The following is a 26,532-nucleotide window of genomic DNA, read 5'->3' as shown; positions in this document are numbered from 1 at the left end:
ATTTTCTACGCTTTACCTTCCCATTAAGGAGTGATGAAGCACATTGTTTAAATTTTTAGATTTTAAATATTTCGATGCGAGGGGAGAGAAAGAGTTAAAATGGCATCGAAATATTTATGATCTATAACACTAGAATGCAGTTTGGAATTTGATACCGCCAACCCATGCATTTTCACCATCTTTATATGCACCTACATGACGAATATATTGCACATTTGGACGGATCGTCAGCCAATTTGTTGCATGTACACCGTAGTAAATTTCAGTGTTGTACTCTTCATCTTGTTGACGAATTTGAGTGTTGTTCACATCATTGTTGATGCTGATACGAGAAAAACCAATTGCGACATCATCTTGAGGACGCGCATCGAAAGGACCTTTATAGACCAATCCAATATTTTGCATATTGTCGACAGTGTTTGTGTCTGAGTCATGAAGGGTTAAATTAATGAAACCCGTTAAGCCACGACGTGCATCACCGTGATGTGCTGTAAGTTGTTGCTTGGCAACCAGCCATCCACCTTGTTTATGATCTGTTTCATTTGGATTTTTAATGCGTTGTGTATCGACAGTACTGTAGTAATAGCCCAAACGGTATTCACCTGACAATTTTGCAACACTGAGTTTCGGTTGCCAAACGATTTCCGCAGGAATAATTGCACCATGTGAACCATCTGTACTTAAGTTAAATCCTTTGCCACGTTCTAAGTTTTCAGGATTATATTCATAAGCGCCAACTTGAGCATATAAGTCAGATTGGATGTTATATTTAACCCGCGCAGCCCATTGGCTAACAGGCCAGTTATACCACTGATCGCCTACCCAGTTACCCACTTGAGAGCCACAAAGTGCGAGATTTTGAAAATCACAGTCAAAGCTGTTAAAATCCTCACCTTCGCCAAAACGACCCATTTTAATATCTAATTTTTGATCAAAGAATTTTTTCTTGATCCAAAAATCAGTTAAGCGCCAAGTTTGACCACGACCCCAAACTTCTTGGGTTGAGCTGAGTTGTCCTGCAAGGGCATCAGAGGTTTGCGACAATGAACGACCATTACGTTCAGTGATGGTGATTTGGGCTTCAGTGTCTTTCCATCCAAGCACTTTTTCCAAGTCTACATGACTACCAATTGCAAACTGGTCTGCATACTCAGTTCCATGGCTTGAATGGTTTTTTGAATCTAATAAGGTGGCTAATTCGCCAGTATAGCCGAAGCTGAAGTCATAACCTTTTTGTTGGAGCTCGGTTCTTTTTCCGTTCCAATCACCAAACATCCATGGGCTTTCTGCATTAAATGCTTCAGCTGCATGAGCACTTTGAAAAGAACTACATAAAGATAATAAGCTGATAGCCCAATAAAAGTGACCTTTAGATTTATTCATATTTGGTGACCTTGATAACACTTTGTAACTAATTATTTATAATACTCTCATATTTGTATAAAAATCTATTATTTTTGACTTTTAATTGTAATTAATGTGAGTATTTTATCTCATGGTGATAATTTTTTAATAAATGAATATTGGCTTTTTGAATATTTTCGGTCAATTTAATCTATTGTTTTTAAACTACTAAATTTTATTTAAAAATTAATTAAAAACGATGGATTAAAATTGATTCGAGAAAATTAGGCCACCTGTGTAACTTATTTAGAATTAAGATTACACAGGATGCTGAGCTTACAAATTATACAAATTGTAAAGAAAATGACAGAATTGTAATTTTATTTAACTTGAATTGTGTTGTATTAACTGGGTAATTACCATTTCCCTTCACCCAATTGCTGGCCAATATAGTGATATTGTATTTGTGATCTTGAAAACTTAATTGGACAGGCTAACTGTGGTTCAGTTTGATCAGAATTGGGCTTCAATGGAACATTAACCACCCAATTGCGTTGTTGTGAAATTTGGGACTGTAGTGCTTCATCTAATCTCAGTACGGGTTCTACGCAAACGTCCAGTTGCTCAAACAGTTGATTCCATTCAGCCAGATTTTTACTTTTAATTTTATCTCGAATCGCTTGTTTGACCATTTGACGATCTTCAGTATCGAAAGAAGCACCTTTTTGTAGAAGGATTGGCAATTCTAAGGCGCTTGCCAGTCCTGTCATAAATTGTGGCTCTAAGCTACCAATAGATAAATAACGAGCATCGGCAGTTTCATAGTAATCATAAAAGGTTCCTCCATTGAGCTGTTCTGATTCACGTTGTTGGTGCTGACCACCAGCTAAACTGGCTGCTGCTGCCATATTATTGAGTCCCACCACACAATCGGTCATGGAAATATCAATATATTGACCCAGACCGCTACTTTGACGTTCCACTACAGCAGCAAGAATGCCAATGACAGCATGTAAGGAGCCTCCTGCCACATCTGCGATTTGAATCCCCATCGGCGGTGGCCCACTGTCTTGACGACCACAATGTCCAGCGATACCAGACAGTGCAATATAGTTAATATCATGTCCAGCTTTGTCTTTATATGAGCCTGTTTGACCATAACCCGTAATTGAACAGTAAATTAAACGCGGGTTAATTTCAGCCAAGGTTGGATAATCTAAGCCCAAACGTTGCATTACCCCCGGACGAAACTGTTCAACAACAATATCAAACTCGGAAATCTTTTGTTTGACTTGTTCAATACTGATAGGGTCTTTTAAATCTAAAGTGACGGATTGCTTATTTCTGTTGAGATAACTGTGTGAAGTTGCTTGTCCATTGGCATAAGGCGGGAACAAGCGAACCAGATCTGGACGCGTTGGTGATTCAATGTGGATCACTTCTGCACCTAAGTCTGCAAGGTATAAAGTTGCAAATGGACCGGGTAATAAAGTGGAAAAATCGAGTACTTTCAATCCCTTTAAAGCTGTTGTCATAATTGTTTTTACCAATAGTGTCTTGATTTTAGACCCATAATAGAAATATAAAATTAACAAAACAATGTCATGTTCAGCCATTTACCTTGATCATTTCGGCAATTTATGATGTAAAAAGGTGATCTGCACTGTTGTAAATCGCCAATAAAACATTTTTTAGCGTCATTTAGGTCAATTGTTAGTGAACATCAAAGAGAGTGAAGGATTTACCATGAGTCGTGATACGATCAGTATCCATTTTGTGAATGCCGCCTTAACAGGTGTGAAGCGTCTAGGAATGGACGTTGACACCTTACTTTCACATGTTGGCATAGAAGCAGAGTTACTTCGCCAACCTAAAGCACGTATTTCACCAGAGCAATATACACGTTTTGTAAAAATGCTGTGGATGGTGACCCAAGATGAACATGTTGGCTTTGATATCCAACCTCGTCGTTTGGGGTCTTTTGCCATTATGTGCCAATTGATTATCCACGCTAAAACTTTGGGTGATGCTTTAGAGTTATCATCACAATTTTATAAATTATTTGGGGATGAGTGGTCGGTCGCAGTTGAACGTGATAAACATGAAGCGCGTTTAGTACCACTGATTCCAAAAACCATGGATCCTGATCATTTTATTACTGAAAGTATGCTGATGATTTGGCATGGTTTAGCTTCATGGTTAATTGAACGTCGTATTCCTTTAGAACGGGTACATTTTGGTTACCCACGTCCAAATCATGCAGATGAGTATGATGCGCTGTTTTTTGCACCTGTGATGCAATTTGATATGCCACGTACTGAAATTACTTTTGCCGCTGACTATTTGGATTTACCGATTCGTCAGGATGAAGCAAGTTTAGAAGAGTTTTTAAAAGCTGCGCCTGCTCAGCTTTTGGTGAAGTTTAAAAATACCAATTCTTTAACTTCGCGTATTCGTGAAGTCTTAAAGAGTCAAATTGGTGAAGAAATGCCAACCTTAAATGATGTGGCTTCAATGTTGTATTTATCACCACAAACCTTGCGCCGCCGCTTAGCTGCAGAAGGGAAGAGTTACCAAGGCGTTAAAGATGCCTTGCGTCGTGATGCAGCGATTCATTTGTTGTTAAATCCGGATTTAACCTTGGAGGATGTAGCACAACAAGTGGGCTTTAGTGAAACCAGTACCTTCCATCGCGCATTTAAAAAATGGACAGGGGTTACCCCAGGGCTTTATCGTCAATTGCATGGTTATCATTAATCAAACATAGATGAATTCAAAAGTATTTTTGTTGATCCTAAGCCCAAGTATCACTTGGGCTTTTTTATGCCTGATCATTTCACCTAAAATATCTTGTAAGATATAAGCGATAAAGCAAAAGAATTTTAAACAAATAGGGTATTAAAAAATGATTAGGCTGGCTGAGTTTGATGATATGCAGGTACAAGATTTACTCAGAATTCACTTACATGGTATGCATAAAAACTCACCGATTGAGCATAGTTTTGCATTAGATCTAACTGCGTTACAACAACCAGAAATTAGCTTTTTTACCCTTTGGGAGCAAAATGAACTTTTAGCTTGTGGTGCAATTCAAGAGCTTTCATCTACACATGCCGAATTAAAGTCCATGCGGACACATCCCAAACATTTACGTAAAGGTGCTGCAACAGAAATGCTGAAACATCTTTTAATGATTGCTCAACAACGTAAATACCAAAAATTGAGTTTGGAAACGGGAACACACTTATCTTTTGAACCTGCAATTTGCTTGTATAAAAAATTTGGCTTTATTAAAGGTGCTTCTTTTTCAGAATATCAGGAGTCTGATTTTAATCAATTCTATCATTTAGATTTATCCACTCAATAGCGCATTGAATAATATTAGTGATGATTGTGAAAAAAGAGAATATCGCACCTGCTTATTTTAGATTTGAGCTAAGTAATTAGGTGAGATTTGAATGTTTTTATACTGGATACATAGATGGCATGTTTAATTAGAAAAATTAATCCTTCGGATATAGCGCAACTGATCGAAATAGAAAAATCTGCTACACAAGCATTTTCAAGTATTCCCGAGTTATCTTGGCTTGTCGAAAGCCCCGTATTGTCAGCACAAGATCACTTACAATTGATTTCTTCTGCTTATGCATTTATCGCGATTAATCAAAAGAATCAAGCTACAGGCTTTTTATATGCAGAAAGACAAGCACTTGATTTATATATCATTGAACTAGATGTGAGTGCCGCATTTCAAAAACAAGGGATTGGTCGGCAATTGATTGAATATGCGATTACTATAGCTCAGGGAGAGGGCTGTGATGCTGTGACATTAACTACCTTTCATAATGTGATTTGGAATCGGCCATTTTATGAAAAATTAGGCTTTGAAAAGATCAATGCGCTTGAGATGCCTCTCTATCTTGAGCATAAACTTGAGTATGAAGTTGCATGTGGTTTTTCTCGTAACAGCAGATGTGCAATGAGATTGGCACTTAATTGAAATACGCGATTTGTTTTCGTTTTCCCATTCAGAACGAACCAGCCAATTGACAAAAAATATCAACTGACTATTTCGTTCTCGTCATTGAACTCTCAACTTTATAACGTACACTCAAAGCAGATAACAACCTAGAAGTCATAAGAAGGAACAGCTATGAGCGAGGCTTACATCATTGATGCCATTCGCACACCACGCGGAAAAGGAAAAAAAGATGGTTCACTGTATGAAGTGAAACCAATTACATTATTAACCACATTGCTCAATGAATTGAAAGATCGTCATCAGCTTGATACTTCAAAAGTAGACGATATCGTACTGGGTTGTGTAACACCAATTGCCGATCAAGGCGGTGATATTGCTAAAACTGCTGCAATTGCAGCAGGTTGGGACAATGATGTTGCCGGTGTGCAAATCAACCGTTTCTGTGCTTCAGGTCTTGAAGCCGTCAATATGGCTGCACAAAAAGTACGTTCAGGCTGGGAAGACATTGTTGTTGCTGGCGGCGTAGAGTCTATGTCACGTATTCCAATGGGTTCTGATGGTGGACCTTGGGCGTTAGACCCTGAAACAAATTTAAAATCACATTTTGTTCCTCAAGGGATTGGAGCGGACTTAATTGCCACGCTAGATGGTTATAGTCGTACAGATGTGGATGAGTTTGCTGCCAACTCCCAACGTAAAGCTGCTGCTGCACAGGCTGCGGGTCGCTTTGATCAGTCAGTGGTTGCTGTTAAAGATAAAGCTGGTGTTACGATTCTTGACAAAGATGAATTCATTAAACCAACTACAACTGCTGAAGGCTTGGCAAAACTTAATCCAAGTTTTGAAATGATGGGTGGAATGGGCTTTGATGCGATTGCATTACAACAATATCCAGAAGCGCAAAAAATTAACCATGTACATCATGCTGGAAACTCATCGGGTATCGTAGATGGTGCAGCAGTGGTGCTGATTGCTTCTGAAAAAGCAGTCAAAGAGCAAGGTTTAAAACCACGTGCAAAAGTGTTGGCAACGGCATTGGTTGGAACAGATCCAACCATCATGCTAACAGGCCCTGCACCTGCTGCGCGTAAGGCGTTGGCAAAAGCAGGTCTTAGCATAGATGATATTGATCTCTTTGAAGTGAATGAAGCATTTGCATCTGTAGTGATGCGCTTTATGACTGAACTTAAAGTCCCAGCTGAAAAAGTCAATGTGAATGGGGGGGCAATTGCAATGGGGCATCCGTTGGGTGCAACAGGTGCAATGATTCTCGGTACGTTACTCGATGAATTAGAACGTCAAGGTAAAAAACGTGGTCTAGCAACATTATGTGTAGGTGGTGGCATGGGTATTGCGACCATTATTGAGTTGGTATAAGGAGAATAATAATGAGTGCAATTCAATATGAAAAAAATGCGGATGGTATTGTTATTTTAACGATGGACTCTCCCAACCAGTCTGCAAATACCATGAATGCTGATTTTCGTGTGGCTTTAGAAAATATTGTTTCTAAACTTAAATCTGAAACAGACCTAACAGGTGTGATTTATCGCTCTGCGAAAAAAACTTTTTTTGCGGGCGGTGATCTAGATGAGCTGATCGAGGCCACGCCAGAACATGCTACTGAATTCTTTGATATGACTGCAAAGCTAAAAGGTGATCTTCGTACAATTGATACTTTAGGTGTTCCTGTGGTTGCGGCAATTAACGGAACAGCATTAGGTGGTGGATGGGAAATTGCTTTAAGTTGTCATTATCGTATTGCTTTAAATGATCCTAAAACCAAATTAGGTCTACCTGAAGTAACACTGGGCTTACTTCCTGGCGGCGGTGGTGTCGTGCGTATGGTGCGTTTGCTTGGTTTGCAAAATGCATTCCCATTCCTCATGGAAGGTAAGCAATTTGGAGTAGATAAAGCCAAGTCTCTAGGCTTAGTCAATGAGCTTGCAGATAATGAGCAAGACATGATGAATAAAGCGATTGCTTGGATCAAAGCCAATCCAAAATCACAACAACCTTATGATGTAAAAGGTTATAAAATTCCGGGTGGAGACCCAAAAACCCCTGCAGTTGCTCAAGTTCTCGCAATTGCTCCTGCAATGCTACGTGATAAAACCAAGGGCTGTTATCCGGCGCCTGAAGCGATCATGGCTGCTGCCGTTGAAGGGGCCCAAGTTGATGTAGATACAGCTTTCCGTATAGAGGGGCGCTACTTTACTTACCTTGCAACAGGGCAAGTTGCAAAGAATATGATTGGAACATTCTGGCACGGCTTGAATGCAATCAAAGCAGGTGTAAGCCGACCTAAAAATATTGCCAAGTGGCAAGCGACCAAAGTCGGTGTTCTTGGTGCTGGCATGATGGGGGCTGGTATTGCGTATTCGACAGCAATCAAAGGTATTCAAGTCGTTCTAAAAGATGTATCTACTGAAAATGCTGAAAAGGGTAAAGCATATAGCCAAAAACTATTAGATAAACGTGTTTCACAAGGTCGTATGACCGCTGAAAAACGTGATCAAGTTTTAAGTTTAATTACAGCAACTGCATCCGCAGAGGATTTAAAAGGCTGCGATCTGATTATTGAAGCGGTTTTTGAAAACCAAGAATTAAAAGCCAAAGTGACGCAAGAAGCGGAACAATTTCTTGCAGATGATGGTGTTATGGCTTCCAATACATCAACATTACCGATCACAGGTTTAGCTAAAGCTTCTAAAGACGATACGCATTTTATTGGTCTACATTTCTTTAGCCCTGTCGATAAAATGCAACTGGTCGAAATCATCAAAGGTAAAAATACCTCTGCTGAAACTTTGGCAAAAGCCTATGATTATGTGCAACAAATTGGTAAAACACCTATTGTAGTCAATGATAGTCGTGGATTTTTTACCAGCCGTGTGTTTGGTACATTTGTGCAAGAAGGTTTACGCTTGCTGCATGAGGGTGTGCATCCTGCGCGTATTGAGATGGCTGCACTTAAAGCAGGAATGCCAGTTGGTCCATTGGCAATTCAAGATGAAGTGGCACTCACACTTTCTGAACATGTTGCTAAAGAAACTCGTAAAGCACTTCAAGCAGAAGGTAAAGACTTACCACTTTCAGGCGCAGATGATGTCATTGAAACCATGATTCATACATTTGAACGTAAAGGAAAGGCTGCAGGAGCAGGATTTTACGAGTATCCAGAAGGTGGCAAAAAGCATCTGTGGGATGGTTTAAGTCACTGGAAGAAAGATGTTGATATTTCAGAACAAGAAATGATTGACCGTTTCTTATTTGTTCAGGCTTTAGATACTTTACGTTGCTATGAAGAGAATGTATTGGAATCTGTGATTGATGCCAATATTGGTTCAATTTTTGGTATTGGTTTTGCACCATGGACAGGAGGTGCGATTCAATTTTTGAATCAATATGGTTTAGAGAAAGCTTTAGTTCGAGCGAACACGCTTGAAGCAAAATATGGTGAGCGTTTTAAAGCACCACAAAAGTTAATTGATCAAATTCCATATGGAAAGATTATCTGATTTTATATATTGCTTTAAAAGTTGTAGATGAAGAGTCAATTCTAGGTTAGACAATGATTTAAAAAAAGAGGCCAAGCGCCTCTTTTTTGACTAGATTTAACTTTTAATTGAATAAATGTGTGAGAAAAATAGGCAGAACCCGTTAAGATTGACTACAGCTTGAGTGCAAAAACTCTATTAACATTTATAACATAAACGGAGAAAATCAATATTACACAATAAAACTAAAGATTAATATAATTCAATCGATTGGTTTAAAAATCTCTAAGTAACTACATCAACTTTTCTGAACTCGCTCGCCATAATGAATAAAAGTTCTTGATGTAGATACAGTTGGGTGTGCTTATCATTGTAGTGATTATCTATTCAATCATTTTTAAGAAACTATCGTTATTGTATCTTATCTCTTCAATAGCATTTATAGTGCCTAGAATATCAGTCCTTTCTTGTCGTTTACATGATGCGTGAAGAGTTGGTGGGTGATACCTGATCGTTTTTATTCCCTTAGGTGTTTGGTATTAATCTACTTGTAAATTTCAGATATCAAGCCTCAGACAAAACTGTGGCGGGCTACAAAGTAATATTTTACATATCAACCAAATGGTCGATAGGTTTAATCATGATAAAAATGGATTGATTGGGTGTGAGATAGTGTTGCTATATTCAAAAAAATAGCAATAATCAAAGAACCGACTAAAGTCTAATATTTCCCTTATAAAAGGATTGGGAATTCACATGGATTTAATACAAAGCAATGGTCAACCCCGTTATGGGCGTTTTAAAGATATTCCAAGTAAGATTAATGTCAATCAATACATCTACAAAACACCGTATGGCAAAGTATTAACTGGTTGGCGTAAACATTTAAAATATAAAAAATTTAAATTTTGTGGTATCCAGCATGAACATTATTCAATTGGTATCGCAATTGCAGATATTGGTTGGGCTGGGCATGGTTTTATTTATATATATGACCATTCTAATAATGACGTTTTTGAATGGAATGCCAATACAATCTTAGGGCGTGGCACAGCTTTAGATGAACAACCTTTATACAGCCAAAGCCACTTTAATAAGTCACCTTTTGAATTTGAAATGCAACATGCGAATGGTGTGCGTTATATTCGAGCGACAAGAAGTGGAGAAGAGCAGTTAAAAGCCCGCATTTTCTGTGCAGGAACAGAACCTTTAAGCTTATGTAGCCCCAACGGCATTAATGGTTGGACCTATACGCAAAAAAAAACAACATTGGCTGTAGAAGGTTTCTTTATCAATAAAAATAAAGTGCGTATAGATTTTAATGAAAAAACATTGGCATCTCTAGATGATACTTGTGGGTTTTTAAGACCAGAAACAGCGTGGTTTTGGCTATCGTGTAACTTTTGGGATACGCAAGGAAATCGTATAGGGTTAAATCTAGCTTCAGGGGTGAATGAGAGTTTTGGCAATGAAAATTGTCTTTGGGTCAATGGTATTCTATACCCAGTTGCAGATGTGCTTTTTGAAAAGTTAGATGTAAACGTGTGGTCAATTCGTTCTTTAGATCATAAATTAAATCTGACAGTGGAAACAGGCTGGCGTAGGTTTGAAAATCTAAATTTACGTTTGGTAGGAAGCCAGTTTAGTCAATGGCAATCACGTATTAGTGGAACTGTAGAATCTGAAATTGGTGAGTGTATTCAATTAAATCAAGTCTATGGTTTGTTGGAACAGCATTATGCTAAATGGTAACGCTGTTCCGACTCTAAGGTTTTTAATTTTATAAAGCTGCTTTCCAAAAAGCTTCACCGGCTTGAATAGGATCATTGGTTTCAGCCAACACATCTATCCAAACCTGATATTGTCGTATCACAGGATGTTGGCTAGGATGAAAATTAGGCTTAAACCAGTCTAGATATTGTTCACGCATTGCAGATAATTTACCTTGTTTCCCAAAAAACCATGGAATGCCTTTGATAGCAAATTTAGCGCGTTGGAAACGACTAAATCCATCATATTTGAGCATGACATTGGCACGGTAGAAGGTAAATCCAAACATTTGTAAAGTGACAAAGGCAAGCGCAAATTTACGTAAGTTTTCAGGGACTTCTCCAACCTCTTTCATGACATCAAAAGCAACATCTCGATGTTCCATTTCTTCAATTGCATGCCAAGCAAATAGGGCCCGCACAAAAGGATGAACATCGGCTAAAGTTTCCCTTTTACTATAAAAAGTTTCTGCCATTAACGCTGTGAGATGCTCTGCTGCGGCAGTCATAGCAATGTTGTACTGTTTGGAACGATGTTTGAGTATATGTTCGAAATGCGCACTCATAAATTTTACAAACTGGTCAACAGGCATGCCTTGGTGCAGCATTTCTTCATTCATTTTGTCATGTGCAATACCATGCTGTGCTTCCTGTCGAATAAAATCTGTGACACGTTGCTGTAAATTTGGATCGGTAATTTTGTCACGCAGTGCCCGAACACTTTGAATGAAATATCTTTCCCCTACAGGAAAGGTCAAACTCAGGGCATCAAACATACGGGTACGAAAAGGGTCATTATCAAACCAAAAGCGTGGAACTTCATTCAATCTAAAATCTAAATTGCTGCGAACCACAGGATCAACTTGGTGTTTTACATATGCATTCATTGTTTTATTTCTCGCATTATTCAGTTCAAAGCCTTATTCAAGACAGAACTGATCAGTTTATATCAAGACGGCTATAATCCAGCCTGCCAAAATGCTTCACCTGCTTGAATAGGATCATTGGTTTCAGCCATCGTATCGCCCCAAACTTGATATTGTCGAATTACAGGGTGTTGACTAGGATGAAAATCTTTTTTAAACCAGTCCAAATATTCACCTTTCATTGCAGATAAAATCCCTTTTTTACCGAAGAACCAAGGTAATCCTTGTGTTGCCATTTTTAAACGTTCTATACGGCTGAATCCATCATGTTTAAGCATGATATTGGCACGGTATAGGGTAAAGTTGAACATCATTATTGTGGTAAAGGCTAAAGCAAATCGACGTAAGTTATCTGGCACCTCTCCAACCTGTTTCATGACATCAAAAGCAACATCACGATGTTCCATTTCTTCAATAGAATGCCATGCCAGTAACGCTCGTACATAAGGATGTGCTTCAGATAGCGTTACTTTATGGCGATAAAATGTTTCTGCCATCAAAGCAGTTAAGTGTTCTGCTGCTGCTGTCATAGCAATATTGTATTGAGGCGAGCGCTGAGTCAGTTCAAATTTAAAAATTTTACTTAAAAACTGGATAAATTGATCAACAGGCATGCCTTGATCTTTCATGACTTGATTCATTTTGTCATGGGCAATGCCATGTTGTGCTTCTTGACGAATAAAATCCGCAACACGTTGTTGTAAATCTGGATCGGTGATTTTATCACGAAATAGACGGACACTTTCAATGAAATAGCGCTCACCATCTGGGAAGGTAAGACTTAGTGCGTCAAATAGTCGCGTGCGGAATGGATCTCCTCCAAACCAGAAGCGCGGTACTTCTTCAAGTTTAAAGTTGAGCTTGGTTCGAACCACAGGATCGACCTGATATTTAACTAATGCATTCATTTTATTTTACTTGCATTGCTGTTGATGAATTCAGTATGTCGGGAATTTGCAAGTTTGTTTTGACAGATATTGCCATTTTTTATACATTTTACGACAAAATGAAAATTTGGAATGTCAGTTTTTTACTTTAATGATCATAAAAGAGTGCAAGACTATGCATGAATTACAGATCCCTAATGGTTATTTTCATCTCTGGCAGATGTATTTGTCTGAACAAGGGATTGATCTTGCGACCCTTGATTTCTTACAAGCGGATGAAAAAAAACATTTAATTGAAATTCTATCGCAGCCGATTGATACACAATCTTCCTATTTCTTCTTTCATCAACTGATTGAAAAAACCAAACAAGTGCTAGATTGTCCTCAGATTGTTTTTGAAATGGCAGAATATGTTCGACCTGAACATTTTGGGGTTTTGGGCTATATGGCATCGCGAAGTACAACTGTCGCAGAAGCGTTACAAAATATTATGCGTTTTAGCCGTTTGGTGATTGATGGTGATGAAGTTATTCCAATGCAAATGCGGCTCAAGGGGGAATATGTACATTTAATTTGGCCCTTTCATCATGAAAAATACATTCTTATAAATGAATTTACCAATGCGTTAATGATGCATCTCGCACGTAAAATTGTACCGCCAAATCAATTTCCATTACATGCGGTGCGTTTTGCTCATGCACCACAAATGGCAATGTATCATTATCAAAAGTTCTACGACTGTGAAGTCTCTTTCCATCAACCGCAATACAGTTTTGTCTTAGCCTCAGCAGGTTTAAATTTAAAAATCCAACAGGCAGATCCATCCTTAATGCAGTTGTTGGTCAAGCAGGCAGAGGAGGCCATTGCGTCTAAACCTCGTTATGAAACCATTGCTCAACGCTTACATTTGATTGTGGCGGAATATTTAAAATTAAAACAACAAGCACCAAAAATAGAAGAACTCACTCAAGAACTTCATATATCTACACGGACTTTACAACGACAGTTAAGTGACTTACAGACATCGTTTAAGAAAATTGTAGAAATTGAGCGAATGAAACGTTGTGAATTTTTATTGGAAAGCCAAATGCCATTCAGTGAAATTGCAATGCATTTAGGTTATTCAGATCAGTCTGCTTTAACCAGAGCATATAAGGCTTTTAGTGGGCAAACCTTATTAGAGAAAAAACAAAAGTTGAAGTCAACATAAAAAACCAGTGCAAATAAAGTTAGCTTCAAAAGTCAAGCACCTTAGATCGCGTTACTGCGATCAAAGTGCTTAGTATGATTGTATTTTTTTAATTTATGCACAAAGCGCTGGTTGATCTGATTGTTGAATTGGTTTTTAAAACCCTGATTTAACATGGTTTCAAGTTCTTTTTAACTTAGGAAATCTAAATACGATTGCCAATACTGCAAATATCGCCAATACCCAACAATAATAAATTGAACCAATTAGTTCAACAGGGGACAGTTTGGCAATTGAGCATGCAAGTAAAAGTTGAGCGCCGTATGGAATCAAACCCTGAACCACACAAGAGAAAATATCCATAAATGCGGCTGCACGTTTGGGATCAACAGCATATTCTTTGGCAACTTCTCTTGCCATGTCTCCAGATAAGATGATGGCAACCGTATTATTTGCAACAAACACATTTGAGAAAACCACAAGAAAGCTAATTCCAATTTCTCCCGCATGTTGCTGACCGATTTTAAATCGGCGGGTTAAGGCATAAATATGTTGAATTAACCATTCTAACCCCCCTTCTTTTTGCATAATGGCAGATAAACCACCTAAGAACATAGAAAGTAAGGCAACTTCAAACATACCAACAAAACCATCATAAATAGCGGTATTGTATTTAAGCAGGGTAAATTCAGGATTTTCAATGATGCCAAGACAACCAGAAAGTACTATTCCAATGGTCAGTACTGCAAGCACATGCAAACGTGTAAATGCTAAAAAGAATACGATTACATAAGGCAAAATAAGCCATAGGTTATAACTTTTATATTCAATAGTTTGTGCATGATGGCTGGTCAAAATATAAATTAATATGGTGATGATCGCAGCAGGAAGTGCAATCCAGATATTTACCCGAAATTTATCACGCAGTTCTACATTTAGGCTTCGAGTAGCTGCAATGGTGGTGTCTGAAATCATGGACAAATTATCACCAAACATTGCCCCACTGACCACAGCACCAATTGCATAAATAGGTTGAATGTCCGTTGCTTGAGAAAAACCAAAAGCAATCGGTGCACATGCTGCAATGGTTCCCATCGATGTTCCCATTGCTGTGGCAATAAATGCTGAAATGATGAAAAGCATCGGAAGGACAAATTCAGATGGAATAATTGATAAACCAAATTGAACAGTGGAGTCCACACTACCGATTGCACTGGTTACGCTGGCAAAGGCCCCTGCAAGCATAAAGACCATAAACATCAAAATTAAATTGGGATGGCTTGCACCATGCAAAAATGTTTCTATAGCGGCATTGATTTTCCCTCTATACAGCAGGATGGCTAAAATAATTGCAGGAAGAGCAGCAATAGGGGCTTTCACTTGATAAAAAGCAAATTCAGTACCAATGATCGTGTGATAAATACCACTGCCTAAAAAAATGGCTAAAAAAACAATAAGCGGCAAGAGCGCAAGCACGCTGGCTTGCACTTTAGCCTGAGAATGTGTGGTCATAAGAGGAGATAAAAAATCAGAATCCTGACTAGTATAAACAGCTTTTGCAATTTCTGAAAAATAATTAAGTAATGTGGGTGATAAGGTTTTTAGTTATAGGATTATGATTTAACTTTATTTTTTACTTATATTGATATTTTTTCACAAGCTTAAAAATAGGTAGCTTTGATCATTGTCCTCAACTTGAAAATAGCGCTAAATGTATCCATGGGTTGTTTTATTATTTGTGATATAAAACAAGATATGCGAGAGCGACTATGTGACTCTATCCTTTGAGTAAAAAATAGCGTTACAATGCAGTGTCTTGTATTTATACATTTGGATGATTAAACCGTAAATAAATCTATTTTGAGTTTGTTTACTGGCGTTTAATGATCTAAAAACTCCTCAAGTTTGAACAATTCAAGGAATGTACAATCCTATGTCACGTTTAGCCACTCGTTTTGCACAGCTTAAATCTCAACAGCGTAAGGCTTTGGTTTCTTATGTTATGGCGGGTGATCCTCAACCACATGTAACCGTACCATTGTTACATCAAATGGTTGCAGCAGGCGTAGACGTAGTTGAACTTGGATTGCCATTTTCCGATCCTATGGCAGATGGTCCAGTGATTGCACTTGCAGCAGAGCGCGCTTTAGCTGCGGGTACCAATACCTTTGATGCCTTGAATATGGTTAAAGAATTTCGCCAAAAAGACACGACAACGCCGGTTGTTTTAATGGGGTACTTAAACCCTGTTGAAGTGATTGGTTATGAAAAGTTTGTGGCTTATGCGAATGACTGTGGTGTTGATGGGGTACTTCTTGTGGATTTACCACCTGAAGAAGCACAAGATTTAGATGAAGTATTGCAAAAGTACAATATGGATCAAATCTTTTTGCTTGCACCAACCTCTACCGATGAACGTATTCAGCATGTAGTGAAACAAGCAAGTGGCTTTATTTACTATGTGTCTTTAAAAGGCGTAACGGGTGCAGCAACATTGGATACAACTGAAGTTGCAGCACGTATTGAAAAAATCAAAACCTTTACCGATATTCCAGTTGGGGTAGGTTTTGGGATTAGTGATGCCGCTTCTGCAAAAGCAGTAGGTCAAGTTGCTGATGCAGTGATTGTCGGAAGTGCTTTTGTCAAACCATTTGCAAATCTTGCACCAGAACAAGCTGTTGAAGCAGCAGTGAATAAAGTCAAGGAGCTTCGAGCCGCGCTCGATGAGTTAGTATGAATCAAGAAGTGAAATCAGGGAAAATCCTCAGCGCAACAACGCCGTGGACAGATCGTACAGTTCCAGGCATTCATATGCCTGACCAACAACAAACACTCAAAGCGACGTTTACAGAACCAACCATTGAGTGCCCTGAATGTCATGCACTCGTGACTCGTACTGCAATGTCTTTCAATGCTTATGTTTGTCCGTCATGCGATGAACATTTGAAAATGAAAGCACGTGATCGTTTAAATTGGTTTTTTGATAATGTGACCACTGAACTTGGTCAAGAATTTGCTGCAAAAGATCCTCTGCATTTTGTAGACAGCAAGCCTTATCCAGAGCGTATTAAAGAAGCGCAGGAAAAAACAGGTGAAACTGAAGCCCTTGTGGTGATGCAAGGTCAAGTTAAAAATATTGCAATGGTTGCATGCGCATTTGAATTCGACTTTATGGCTGGATCAATGGGTACTGTGGTCGGTGACCGTTTTGTACAAGCTGCTGAAAAAGCGATTAAAGACAAGCAACCACTGATTTGTTTTGCTGCTTCAGGTGGTGCTCGTATGCAGGAAGGCATGTTGTCTTTGATGCAAATGGCGCGTACCTCTGCGGCGATTCAAAAAATGAAAGATGCGCATCTTCCTTATATCGTGGTATTAACCCATCCTGTGTATGGTGGTGTAACAGCATCATTGGCAATGTTAGGTGATGTACATATTGCTGAACCTAAAGCGATGATTGGCTTTGCAGGTAAACGTGTGATTGAACAAACTGTACGTGAGAAGCTGGAAGAACCATTCCAACGTGCGGAATTTTTGCTTGATCATGGTGTAATCGATCAAATTGTTCATCGTCACGCATTACGTGATACTGTATATCGTATTGTAGCGAAACTGATGAATTTGCCTTGAACAACCAAACAGCACCTTTAAATACTGATGATTTAAAAACATGGCTCAATTATTGGAGCCATGTTCACGTTACAGGGATTGATTTAGGCTTAGAGCGCGTGATTCCTGTGGCAGAACAACTTGGAGTGATTAACCCCAAAGCCAAAGTGATTACTGTTGCGGGAACAAATGGCAAAGGTTCAACCACAACTACACTCGCTGCGATTCTCAATGCCCAAGGATTGAATGTTGGTTTATACCAGTCTCCACATATTTATCGTTTTAATGAGCGGGTTAAACTGGCTGGACAAGAAGTTGATGATCAAACTTTGATTGATGCTTTTGTTGCGGTTGATCAAGCCCGCCGTATTTGTGATTTATCTTTATCTTTTTTTGAAGCCACAACTTTGGCTGCATTTGTTATTTTTAAACAAAAACAATGTGATGTTTGGGTACTTGAAGTTGGTCTTGGTGGTCGTCTGGATGTGGTCAATGTGGTTAATCCAGATGTGGCTGTGATTACCAATATTGGCTTAGACCATACCGATTGGCTTGGCGATACGATTGAAAAAATTGCTTTTGAAAAAGCGGGCATTATTCGGGCAAATATCCCCGTTATTTTTGCGGGTGCACAAGACATACCACAAGCTATACAACATAAAGTACAAGAAACCAATGCTACGCTATATGCGTTAAACCACGATTATTTTTATGATAACTCAGAAGATGGCCAATCTTGGAATTTTGCAAGCTCAGGAACGACTTTAAAACTTCCTTTGGGACACTTGGCACTGGAAAATATTTCTGCGGCTGTCGCTGCAATTTTGGTGAGTGGTTTAACAGTTTCACAACAGGCGATTTCGCAAGGTATCCTGAACGCACAATTGTCAGGGCGCTTTGAGATTAGAAAAATACACGATAAAACAGTAATTTTTGATGCGGGACACAATCCGCATGGTGTAGAATTTTTGTTAAAGCAATTGCGAAAATTCCTAGAATACAATAAACAGTACACAGAAGTTGTCTCTGTTTTTTCAATGTTGTCCGACAAAGATGTAGATTCTGTGGTCAAGTTGTTGAAAAATACTGTATTAAAGTGGAAAATTGCACCATTAACTGTGCCTCGTGCGGCATCATTGGAACAATTACAAACTGCTTTACAGTATGAGACAGTTGAACAGTTTGATTGTGTACAAGCAGCATTTCAATCAGCGCTTGCAGAAACCAATAATAATCAGCTGATTTTGGTGTGTGGTTCATTCCATACCTTAGAAGCGGTCTGGGAGTATTTAGACGAATGTCAATGAATAACAAACAACGCTGGATGGGTGGTGTTGTTTTATTAAGTGGTGGTGTTCTATTGGCGGCATTGCTTCTAAAAGGTAAAGAAGAAATCCACCAAAGCCAAGTGGAGACACAGCCGACAAGCCAAGCTCAGCAAAATAAAGCGACACCTGCAGGTGAGCCTGTACAATTGCAGCCGTTGACTGTCGACGTTGCGACTGAAAAACGTCTGTTAGAAGAGCAGAAGCGTGCCCGTGAAAAAGCGGTTGCTGAACAAGAAGCAAAAGCAGCTGATTTTTTACGTACGCAACAACAGGCAGAAGCAGATGCTGCACGTAAAGCAGCTGAAGAGTATGCCGCTGCAAATGCAAGACGTGGTGCAGCTGCTGCGGCAGCACAGGAAGGGGCTGATATTCCTCCTGAGCTGGTACAGGATGAAAAAGCCAAAGCGCAACAGAAAGCAGCAGAGCAGAAAAAACTTGAACAGCAAAATGCTCAATTAAAGCAAAAAGCCGATGCTGAAAAAAAGTTAGCTGAGCAGAAGCGTCAAGCTACCGCAGAAGCAGATAAAAAAGCCGCTGAAGACAAGAAACGTAAATTAGAAGAACAACAAAAAGCAGATGAAAAACGTAAGCTAGATGCTGAAAAGAAAGCTGCTGCTGAGAAAAAGCAAGCGGAAGACAAGAAAGTAGAAGCGGATAAAAAACATAGAGCACAAGAAGAAGCAAAGAAAAAAGCGGAAGCTGAAAAAGCACGTGATTTGCTTGAAAATGGTGATAAGCAATGGATGGTACAAGTTGCGCTTGCCGCCAATGAAGCCAATGCAGATGCTGTCGCTGCTAAACTACGTGCCAAGGGCTACAAAGTGACTAAGAGTCCAACCTCAAAAGGTATTCGTATTATGGTTGGACCATCGAAAGATCGAGAGACTGCTGATTCAGCACGTAAGAAGATCAATTCTGATGCGAGTCTAGGCATGAAGTCGGCTTGGGTAATCGAGTGGGTACCTCTAGACCGACGTTAAACGCTATGAATTAGGTCTTTGTGGTTAAAGATGGATTCGCGAGTTGCTCACGGATCCATTTTATATTTTCAGGGGTAAAAAGTTTTTCAATATTGCCCCAGATTGGATGGAAGCCATAACCGCCATGCTTCATTTCATTTAAAGCATCCTTCACAGACCAGTTCTCAAAAATAATTCGGTACATTGCAACACTTGCCCCAGTACGATCAGAACCATGATAGCAATGGATTAAAACCTTCTGGTTTTGGGCTTTTGCGATTTGAATTGTTTTCATGACATTGAGTAGATCATGACGATCAATTGCCCAAGTATTGATCGGGATATGAACCAATTGAAAGTTTTGTTTTGAAAAGACGGTTTTATCTTTATTGCGACTTCTTAAATTAATAACGACATCAATATGATTGGTTTTTAACTCAGGAATAAGTTCAGCACTGGGTTGTTCACTACGAAAAACGGTGTCACTGATTCGATAAAAATTATACTGTGGAGCAACAATAGTTCCCCATTGTTTTGGGCGCTCATGATCTGGAAGTGCAGCTGTTGTCATACATGCTGAAAGCTGTACGCTGAGTGCGAAGATAGTGGTATAACGTAATAATTGAGATTTAAGCATGTTTTAAATATCGGTCTAGTTCAACAGGATCGTGGGCACAGATAATTTCAATTTTTGCTTTATTCTGTGCAAGCTGTTGCAGTTGTGATAATGTTTTTAAGCGCAATGTATTATCTTCTGCTAGGAGATATTCAATTTTGTCGAGCGCGCGTAATTTATTCTTAGGGTTGAGTTCTAGATGATTAAAATAAGCATCGCCACAGAACAATAACCATCTCTCTTGTTGTTTGATCGCTATACCGCAATGTCCTACAGTATGACCGACTAAAGGAATTAATAAAATTTCATCATTGAAAATATTAAAACCTTGAACTTTTTGGAAGTTAAACCATGCTTCGCCATTTATAGGTTCAAGAAAATTCCAGTAGCGATGATTTTTAAATTGTTGTGGTCGATAGCGCAATTTATTCATGACTGAAAGTTTTTGTGCAGCATTAAACTCACTGGATAAGATGTGAACCGTGGCATTGGGAAAGTCTGAAATACCACCTGCATGATCTAAGTCTAAATGGCTGACCAAAATATGTTGAACATCGGATGGTTTAAAACCCAATTGTTGAATTTGAGAAATGGCTGTGAGATTGAAATCAGCTTGTATGCCACTTATTTTAGTAAAAGCTTTACCTAAACGTGTTTGTGGGTGAAGGTAGTCTTGCATCCCAAAACCGGTATCGACCAAAACAAGCCCCTTGTCTGTTTCAATCAATAGGCAATGACACACCATTTTTCCATACAAACCTTTTTGTCCGTATAGTGGTGCACACATCGGACACATGGTTCCACAATGTAAATGATGTACCTTATAAATCATAATTAAGCATTTGTTTTTAGGATTGTGCTTTGTTTATAAACTGAATTGAGAAAAATACCAATCTAAAAATACAATTGTTGTGTTTAATAGAGCTCAAATCACAGCTCATGGAATGAAGATTTTTAAGCGTTTACGTGTTGAAAAACCAGAGCCGTTGTTTCCCCAGATTGAAACAATATAAGTTTCATTTTTTAATAGGCACGGTTTTACTGTGGGGTGTTGAAATGCGCTTCCCCAAATACTCAGTTCATCATTGATCCCTTTTTTGAGTCTGATCTGTTGCTTATTATTTGCTTGATGAATGCTTACTTGATGAGTATTAATCTTTTGCCGATCTGCAGGGTAAAGAATGTGAGGGTGTTCAATTTCACAAATAAGGGTATGATTTTGTATAGATTGAATTTTTAGTTTATTGAAATCTAAATAATACTCACCTAAGAAAATGTTTTCTAAAATGATTTCATGCTCTTCATGATAAATACGAACATTAGGTGATTTAATAAAGGGATAACTGATAAGTAATTCAAGAATAATGACCAAGACATAAAGAATTTTTTTCATATTTAATCTAAGTTTTAAAGATGTTGAATAATTTTATTTTTTTCAAGGACATGTTCGATAATTAAATAGCACAGCTCTATTAAACAAACATTTCGAGTTTCAAACTGCAAGACTAAGTGTTTTAGTTCTTTGACTACTAGATAGAACTGAAATTTTTTTGCTAAGGGATTTTTTAGCGAAAGAGACATGTAACACAGTAACTTGTGATTCAGGTGTCCAAGGCTTTTCAACAAAGAAAATTTGATCATTTTGTACGTTATTAATATTTAATAACGTGGTGAATAAATCCATCGCATCTTACTTCTATCAAGCCTTGATTCTTTAATCACGTATCAGCGATTAAATGCAGTTTGGAGCTTACTCAAAAGCGCTTACATCGCCTACACCACGACGAATAATTTCAGGGTTCGCTCCTGATAAATCAACGATACTAGTGGTGGTTAAGGTACCTAAACCACTGTCAATAAACACATCAATACGTTTTTCCAGTAATTGTTCAATATCGTAGGGATCATCCATTGGTGCATCTTGACCAGGTAAAATCAAAGTACTGGTCAGTAAGGGTTCTCCCAACTCTTTTAATAGTATCTGACAGACGGGATTACTTGGAACACGTAAGCCGATAGTTTTTTTCTTGGGATGCATCAAGCGTCGTGGAACTTCACTGGTTGCGGGTAAAATATATGTGGTTACGGCTGGGGTATTGGCTTTAAGTAGACGATACATTGCATTGTCTACTTTGGCATAGGTTGCAATATCAGATAAATCTGCACAGATAATCGCGTACTGATGCTTTGCCCCTAGACCGCGGATCTGAGCAATACGCTCCATTGCACTTTTATTTCCAATTTGACAGCCGATTGCATAAGCGGCATCAGTTGGGTAAACCACAACATCACCTGATCGAATTCTTTCGACTGCTTGGCTGATTAAACGTGGTTGAGGATTGTCAGGATGTACTCTTAAATGCAGCATATTTATTCTCCTGATTTATTGTTAATTCAATTATTACTTGGGAAAGTAAATCGTTGCAATCAATGTTTTAAAAAAATTACGGGTTTAATCAAGATCGTTACGATTAAATTCAGTGCTTTGTAATGTTTTGCCACCTCGAGTACATAGACAAATACACTGAATTAAATGTTTTGCATCGCGTGGAAGTTTGGCTTTACCCGAAAAAAATTCCTGAACTTGTACATAGACATTGTCTTTAAATGTCGAGCCGTCACCACCTTCACCAGTCAGATTATCCAGCGAAACTCGAAATTTTCGTCCAAATGCTTTGGAAAATAACCATTCAATGGCTTGAGGCTTGATTTCAACTTGCTCAAATAAGGCTTGTTGTTCAGCTGTACGACCATCGGGTGCATACCAGTAACCGAGATCAGGCAATAAACGGCGTTGTTCTCCGGCAATGCTCCAATGACTGATTTCATGCAGAGCACTGTTGAAAAAACCATGTGCAAACTGAATACGGGCAGGGCTGTGTTCGCTAGCAGGGAAATACTCTGGTTCAAAATCACCACGAACAAGCGTCACATTTAGGTGGGAAAACCAGTGATTAAAGTGTAAGATAAGCCAATCAACGTGTTGTACTTCTGTTTGTAAGTTAGCCCATGATAAGCGTTGCACATCGGCGGCTTGCAATGTGTTTTCAGAAGTTGAATGCGTATTGAATTGTAATGAAGTAGTGACTTCAGGTTGCGGCTGCAACTGATGCATGGCTTGTATTACTCAAGAGATCTGTCTAAATAAGTACAAAATTGTATCTTAATCTTTGACAGAGTACCTATGAATTTGTAGAATTGCCGCCTTAATTATGTCAGCAAATACCTTTCCGGCACAGATAGAGCCGTTTAAATGGGCTGAACAAGGCTTTACATGGTCAGGTACCCTGCCATTGTCTCGCTTTGTTCGTATTTCCCGTGAAGCTGTTGGATCAATTGATGATCAATTGATCAATATAGACTGTAAGCTATCAATGGATGCGTATCATCGTATTGTTTGGCTAGATGGTCATGTAGATACTAAAGTTCCAATGGAATGTCAGCGTTGTCTGGATTCTGTTGAAATTACACTAGTTTCTGATTTCCATTTAGCTTTAATAGATGATGAGTCACTGATAGAGCGCTTGGATGAGGATGCTGATTTCATCGTACTAGGTGAAAGTGAAGCAACAATTAAAGGGGATTATTTAACCAATACTCCTGCAACTGTTGATTTACTTGCACTTTTAGAAGATGAATTGTTATTGTTGATGCCTCTGTCTCCTAAGCATGATGCTTGTGAACATAAGCACCAACCAGCCGTTCAGGACACTGTTGAAGAAAAACGGGATAATCCGTTTGAAGTTTTGGCAGGTTTGAAGGGTAAACTTAACTAAATTTTGTGTTATACTGTTAAGTTAAGACAACCGAATTTGTTCTGATCCATTTTTTCGATTTGTAAGGAGCCATCATGGCCGTTCAGCAAAACCGTAAAAGTCGCTCTCGCCGTGACATGCGCCGTTCACATGACGCTTTAACCGAGAATGCACTAACTGTAGACCAAACTACTGGTGAAACTCACCGTCGTCACCATGTGACTAAAGATGGTTTCTACCGTGGTCGTCAATTATTCGCTAAAGCAGCTGATGCTGAATAATTGGTAAGTATTAAGCGCAAGCTTAGTAAAAAATGGGAGCGAAAGCTCCCTTTTTTTGTTTTGAATGACTGGTTTTTTTGTTGTATTTCGCAATTAAATTAATTTTTTTTTAATGTAAAATTGCGCCATCGGAAACGATCAAGATTAAATAAGGGACTTTTTATATGTCTGCCAAACGATTCGAACAAGCAGCTCAAGCAACAAAAACTGCATTTTTGTTTCCAGGTCAAGGTTCACAAAAAGTGGGTATGCTTGCTGAACTTGCAGAACAGTTTAGTGGTGTACAAGAAACCTTTACTGAAGCATCAGATGCCATCGGTTTTGATTTATGGCACATTGCACAAAGCGGTGAAGGTTTAGATCAAACTGAAAATACCCAACCTGTTTTATTGACAGCAAGTATTGCTTTATGGCGTGTATGGTTAGATCTTGGTGGTGTTGTACCAAAATACCTCGCAGGTCATTCATTAGGCGAATACAGTGCTTTAGTTGCTGCAGAGTCGATGACTTTGGCAGATGCAGTCAAGTTGGTAAATTTACGCGGTAAATTGATGCAAAGCGCTGTGCCTCAGGGGCAAGGCGCAATGGCCGCCATTCTCGGTCTAGATGATGCGAAAGTACTTGAATTGTGCGAGCAAGCCAATGTGCAAGGTCGTGGTTCTGTTGAAGCTGCAAACTATAATGCGCAAGGTCAAGTTGTTATCGCAGGTGACAAAACTCTAGTCGAAGCTGTCATGATCATTGCGAAAGAAAACGGCGGTAAAGCAATTGCATTACCTGTATCTGTACCATCACATTGTTCTCTAATGAAACCTGCTGCTGTACAGTTTGCAGAAGCTTTGGAACAAACTGCCATTGAGCTACCAAGCATTCCTGTAATACAAAATGTCAATGCTGGAATCGCGACAGATACAAGCCAATTGCGCTTAGCGTTAACAGCACAGTTGTATCAGTCAGTACAGTGGACTAAAACCATGCAATTCATTCAAGACCAAGGCATTCAGTATGTTGCTGAATGTGGTCCAGGGAATGTATTGGCGAATTTAGCAAAACGTTTACCAAATATCGAAAAAGCATTTCCACTCGATACACAAAGTCGTATGGAAGATGCACTGAATGCTATCTTAGTGGCTGAAGGGAAAATTGCATGACACAAGAACGCAAAGTCGCATTAGTGACAGGCGCGAGCCGAGGGATTGGTGCTGCCATCGCTCAGCAATTAATTCAAGATGGTTATTTTGTTGTAGGTACAGCAACATCGGCAGCGGGTGCAGAAAAACTTTCAACAGTTTTTGCTGAAAATGGTGCTGGTGCATTACTAGATGTACGTGATGGTGCAGCAATTGATGCATTGGTATCAGACATTGAACAAAAATATGGTTCAGTGATGATACTGGTGAATAATGCTGGAATTACCAAAGACAATTTATTGTTGCGTATGTCTGAAGAGGATTGGGACGATATTCTCAATATCCATCTAAAAGCTGTATTCCGCTTATCTAAACGTGTATTGAAAGGTATGACCAAAGCTCGCTTTGGACGCATTATCAATATTAGTTCTGTTGTTGCACATTTTGCTAATCCAGGGCAAGCCAACTATTCTGCTGCAAAAGCAGGGATTGAAGCTTTCAGTCGCAGTCTCGCAAAAGAAATGGGAAGCCGTCAGATTACAGTCAACTGTATTGCACCAGGTTTTATTGCAACAGAAATGACTGAGCAGTTGAGTGAAGATATTCGCAAAAAAATGAGTGATCAAGTTGCGTTAAATCGATTTGGTCAACCAGAAGATATTGCAAATGCAGTAAGTTTTTTGGCTTCTGACAAAGCCAGTTACATTACAGGCACAGTATTACACGTAAATGGTGGTTTATACATGGCGTAATGCGATGTATAAACTTTGAAAAAAGTAAATATTCAATTAAACTATCAGGCAATTAAAAGCCGCCACAAGCAATGAGGAGAATTCCTGTGAGCGATATCGAACAACGCATTAAACAAGCTGTTGCAGAACAATTAGGTATCAAAGCTGAAGAAATCAAAAACGAAGCATCTTTCATGGATGATTTGGGTGCTGATTCTCTAGACCTAGTAGAACTTGTTATGTCTTTCGAAAATGACTTCGACATCACTATTCCAGATGAAGATTCTAACGAAATCACAACTGTTCAATCAGCTATCGACTATGTAACTAAAAAACTTGGTTAATGTGTTGATTGTATAACACGGTGTTGTTATACGTAAAAAGACCACCTTTGGGTGGTTTTTTTACGCCTGAAGTTAGGGTTTCGAGCGAATCTTTGATTGGCGATGACTCAACCATTAATAACAACTAAATAAGTTTAAAATCAAAACATTGGTTACATATCGTTACCTTTTTATCACCAATG

At 38.8% G+C, this 26,532-nt stretch carries 26 protein-coding genes; 16 read left to right on the top strand and 10 right to left on the bottom strand.

The window, feature by feature from the left end:
- Positions 1 to 129: 129 nt before the first annotated feature.
- Together AC4CUY_RS17430 and AC4CUY_RS17425 are read right to left on the bottom strand one after the other, a co-directional pair.
- Positions 130 to 1,383, bottom strand: coding sequence for a carbohydrate porin (locus tag AC4CUY_RS17430; RefSeq protein ID WP_490774507.1), 1,254 nt, complete (start codon positions 1,381 to 1,383; stop codon positions 130 to 132).
- Positions 1,384 to 1,760: 377 nt separating this feature from the next.
- Positions 1,761 to 2,879 (bottom strand): CaiB/BaiF CoA transferase family protein, encoded by a 1,119-nt coding sequence (locus AC4CUY_RS17425; RefSeq protein WP_490774506.1) that lies wholly within the window; start codon positions 2,877 to 2,879, stop codon positions 1,761 to 1,763.
- 211 nt (positions 2,880 to 3,090) lie between these two features.
- Here AC4CUY_RS17425 and AC4CUY_RS17420 point away from each other — a divergent pair, with 211 nt between their 5' ends.
- From AC4CUY_RS17420 to AC4CUY_RS17395, 6 genes are all read left to right on the top strand, one after another.
- A complete protein-coding gene (locus AC4CUY_RS17420) occupies positions 3,091 to 4,101 on the top strand; it encodes an AraC family transcriptional regulator (protein ID WP_004724010.1) in 1,011 nt (336 codons plus the stop codon).
- A 148-nt stretch (positions 4,102 to 4,249) separates the two neighbouring features.
- On the top strand, positions 4,250 to 4,711 hold the full coding sequence (locus tag AC4CUY_RS17415) for a GNAT family N-acetyltransferase (RefSeq protein WP_336954360.1): 462 nt from the start codon (positions 4,250 to 4,252) through the stop codon (positions 4,709 to 4,711).
- Between the two features lie 114 nt (positions 4,712 to 4,825).
- Positions 4,826 to 5,344, top strand: coding sequence for a GNAT family N-acetyltransferase (locus AC4CUY_RS17410; RefSeq protein WP_336954361.1), 519 nt, complete (start codon positions 4,826 to 4,828; stop codon positions 5,342 to 5,344).
- A gap of 153 nt (positions 5,345 to 5,497) precedes the next feature.
- Positions 5,498 to 6,703, top strand: coding sequence for an acetyl-CoA C-acetyltransferase (locus tag AC4CUY_RS17405; protein ID WP_004724005.1), 1,206 nt, complete (start codon positions 5,498 to 5,500; stop codon positions 6,701 to 6,703).
- Positions 6,704 to 6,714: 11 nt separating this feature from the next.
- Entirely contained in the window at positions 6,715 to 8,847 is a 2,133-nt protein-coding gene (locus AC4CUY_RS17400) for a 3-hydroxyacyl-CoA dehydrogenase NAD-binding domain-containing protein (protein WP_490774505.1), read from the top strand.
- Between the two features lie 735 nt (positions 8,848 to 9,582).
- Positions 9,583 to 10,578, top strand: a complete 996-nt coding sequence (locus AC4CUY_RS17395) for a DUF2804 domain-containing protein (protein WP_336954363.1) — start codon at positions 9,583 to 9,585, stop codon at positions 10,576 to 10,578.
- 28 nt (positions 10,579 to 10,606) lie between these two features.
- Here the strand turns inward: AC4CUY_RS17395 and AC4CUY_RS17390 are convergent, their stop codons facing one another.
- Both AC4CUY_RS17390 and AC4CUY_RS17385 read right to left on the bottom strand, forming a co-directional pair.
- On the bottom strand, positions 10,607 to 11,482 hold the full coding sequence (locus AC4CUY_RS17390; RefSeq protein ID WP_419328398.1) for a metal-dependent hydrolase: 876 nt from the start codon (positions 11,480 to 11,482) through the stop codon (positions 10,607 to 10,609).
- A gap of 71 nt (positions 11,483 to 11,553) precedes the next feature.
- On the bottom strand, positions 11,554 to 12,429 hold the full coding sequence (locus AC4CUY_RS17385; protein WP_490774504.1) for a metal-dependent hydrolase: 876 nt from the start codon (positions 12,427 to 12,429) through the stop codon (positions 11,554 to 11,556).
- A 154-nt stretch (positions 12,430 to 12,583) separates the two neighbouring features.
- On the opposite strand from AC4CUY_RS17385, the gene AC4CUY_RS17380 reads away from it, so the two are divergent.
- A complete protein-coding gene (locus tag AC4CUY_RS17380) occupies positions 12,584 to 13,618 on the top strand; it encodes an AraC family transcriptional regulator (protein ID WP_419328400.1) in 1,035 nt (344 codons plus the stop codon).
- A gap of 159 nt (positions 13,619 to 13,777) precedes the next feature.
- On the opposite strand, the gene AC4CUY_RS17375 is transcribed toward AC4CUY_RS17380, so the two are convergent.
- The gene (locus AC4CUY_RS17375) at positions 13,778 to 15,109 is read right to left on the bottom strand and encodes a Na+/H+ antiporter NhaC family protein (RefSeq protein WP_483770649.1); all 1,332 of its coding nucleotides are present in this window, start codon (positions 15,107 to 15,109) and stop codon (positions 13,778 to 13,780) included.
- A gap of 421 nt (positions 15,110 to 15,530) precedes the next feature.
- Here AC4CUY_RS17375 and trpA point away from each other — a divergent pair, with 421 nt between their 5' ends.
- Genes trpA through AC4CUY_RS17355 form a run of 4 tightly spaced genes read left to right on the top strand, consistent with a single transcriptional unit; the run spans position 15,531 to position 19,514 of the window.
- Entirely contained in the window at positions 15,531 to 16,334 is an 804-nt protein-coding gene (gene trpA / locus AC4CUY_RS17370) for a tryptophan synthase subunit alpha (RefSeq protein ID WP_004723986.1), read from the top strand.
- On the top strand, positions 16,331 to 17,227 hold the full coding sequence (gene accD / locus AC4CUY_RS17365) for an acetyl-CoA carboxylase, carboxyltransferase subunit beta (protein WP_336954371.1): 897 nt from the start codon (positions 16,331 to 16,333) through the stop codon (positions 17,225 to 17,227). Before trpA ends, accD begins: the two co-directional genes overlap by 4 nt.
- Positions 17,224 to 18,513, top strand: coding sequence for a bifunctional tetrahydrofolate synthase/dihydrofolate synthase (gene folC, locus AC4CUY_RS17360; protein WP_490774503.1), 1,290 nt, complete (start codon positions 17,224 to 17,226; stop codon positions 18,511 to 18,513). Before accD ends, folC begins: the two co-directional genes overlap by 4 nt.
- Positions 18,504 to 19,514, top strand: coding sequence for an SPOR domain-containing protein (locus AC4CUY_RS17355; protein WP_336954374.1), 1,011 nt, complete (start codon positions 18,504 to 18,506; stop codon positions 19,512 to 19,514). Before folC ends, AC4CUY_RS17355 begins: the two co-directional genes overlap by 10 nt.
- A gap of 10 nt (positions 19,515 to 19,524) precedes the next feature.
- Here AC4CUY_RS17355 and AC4CUY_RS17350 read toward each other — a convergent pair whose 3' ends face one another.
- The 5 genes from AC4CUY_RS17350 to AC4CUY_RS17330 all read right to left on the bottom strand — a co-directional run bounded on the left by AC4CUY_RS17350 (position 19,525) and on the right by AC4CUY_RS17330 (position 23,224).
- Positions 19,525 to 20,130, bottom strand: a complete 606-nt coding sequence (locus tag AC4CUY_RS17350; protein WP_336954375.1) for a dual specificity protein phosphatase family protein — start codon at positions 20,128 to 20,130, stop codon at positions 19,525 to 19,527.
- Complete coding sequence (locus tag AC4CUY_RS17345) at positions 20,123 to 20,941, bottom strand: MBL fold metallo-hydrolase (protein WP_336954376.1); 819 nt, start codon at positions 20,939 to 20,941, stop codon at positions 20,123 to 20,125. The genes AC4CUY_RS17350 and AC4CUY_RS17345 overlap by 8 nt, the downstream gene beginning before the upstream one ends.
- Before the next feature lie 105 nt (positions 20,942 to 21,046).
- Positions 21,047 to 21,502, bottom strand: coding sequence for a hypothetical protein (locus AC4CUY_RS17340; RefSeq protein WP_490774502.1), 456 nt, complete (start codon positions 21,500 to 21,502; stop codon positions 21,047 to 21,049).
- Positions 21,503 to 21,859: 357 nt separating this feature from the next.
- On the bottom strand, positions 21,860 to 22,477 hold the full coding sequence (locus AC4CUY_RS17335; protein WP_490774501.1) for an L-threonylcarbamoyladenylate synthase: 618 nt from the start codon (positions 22,475 to 22,477) through the stop codon (positions 21,860 to 21,862).
- 84 nt (positions 22,478 to 22,561) lie between these two features.
- On the bottom strand, positions 22,562 to 23,224 hold the full coding sequence (locus tag AC4CUY_RS17330) for an elongation factor P hydroxylase (RefSeq protein WP_336954380.1): 663 nt from the start codon (positions 23,222 to 23,224) through the stop codon (positions 22,562 to 22,564).
- A gap of 97 nt (positions 23,225 to 23,321) precedes the next feature.
- On the opposite strand from AC4CUY_RS17330, the gene AC4CUY_RS17325 reads away from it, so the two are divergent.
- The 5 genes from AC4CUY_RS17325 to acpP all read left to right on the top strand — a co-directional run bounded on the left by AC4CUY_RS17325 (position 23,322) and on the right by acpP (position 26,350).
- Positions 23,322 to 23,885, top strand: coding sequence for a YceD family protein (locus AC4CUY_RS17325; protein ID WP_336954381.1), 564 nt, complete (start codon positions 23,322 to 23,324; stop codon positions 23,883 to 23,885).
- 74 nt (positions 23,886 to 23,959) lie between these two features.
- On the top strand, positions 23,960 to 24,145 hold the full coding sequence (gene rpmF / locus AC4CUY_RS17320; protein WP_004723964.1) for a 50S ribosomal protein L32: 186 nt from the start codon (positions 23,960 to 23,962) through the stop codon (positions 24,143 to 24,145).
- A gap of 164 nt (positions 24,146 to 24,309) precedes the next feature.
- The gene (gene fabD, locus AC4CUY_RS17315) at positions 24,310 to 25,296 is read left to right on the top strand and encodes an ACP S-malonyltransferase (protein WP_490774500.1); all 987 of its coding nucleotides are present in this window, start codon (positions 24,310 to 24,312) and stop codon (positions 25,294 to 25,296) included.
- Positions 25,293 to 26,027, top strand: a complete 735-nt coding sequence (gene fabG / locus AC4CUY_RS17310; RefSeq protein ID WP_336954385.1) for a 3-oxoacyl-ACP reductase FabG — start codon at positions 25,293 to 25,295, stop codon at positions 26,025 to 26,027. The genes fabD and fabG overlap by 4 nt, the downstream gene beginning before the upstream one ends.
- A gap of 86 nt (positions 26,028 to 26,113) precedes the next feature.
- Complete coding sequence (acpP, locus tag AC4CUY_RS17305; protein ID WP_004723957.1) at positions 26,114 to 26,350, top strand: acyl carrier protein; 237 nt, start codon at positions 26,114 to 26,116, stop codon at positions 26,348 to 26,350.
- Positions 26,351 to 26,532 lie beyond the last annotated feature (182 nt).

It is taken from the genome of Acinetobacter sp. 778_lipA, from assembly GCF_058242985.1.
The sequence above is the reverse complement of the archived record's forward strand: the minus strand, read 5'-3'. Positions and strand labels throughout refer to the sequence as shown.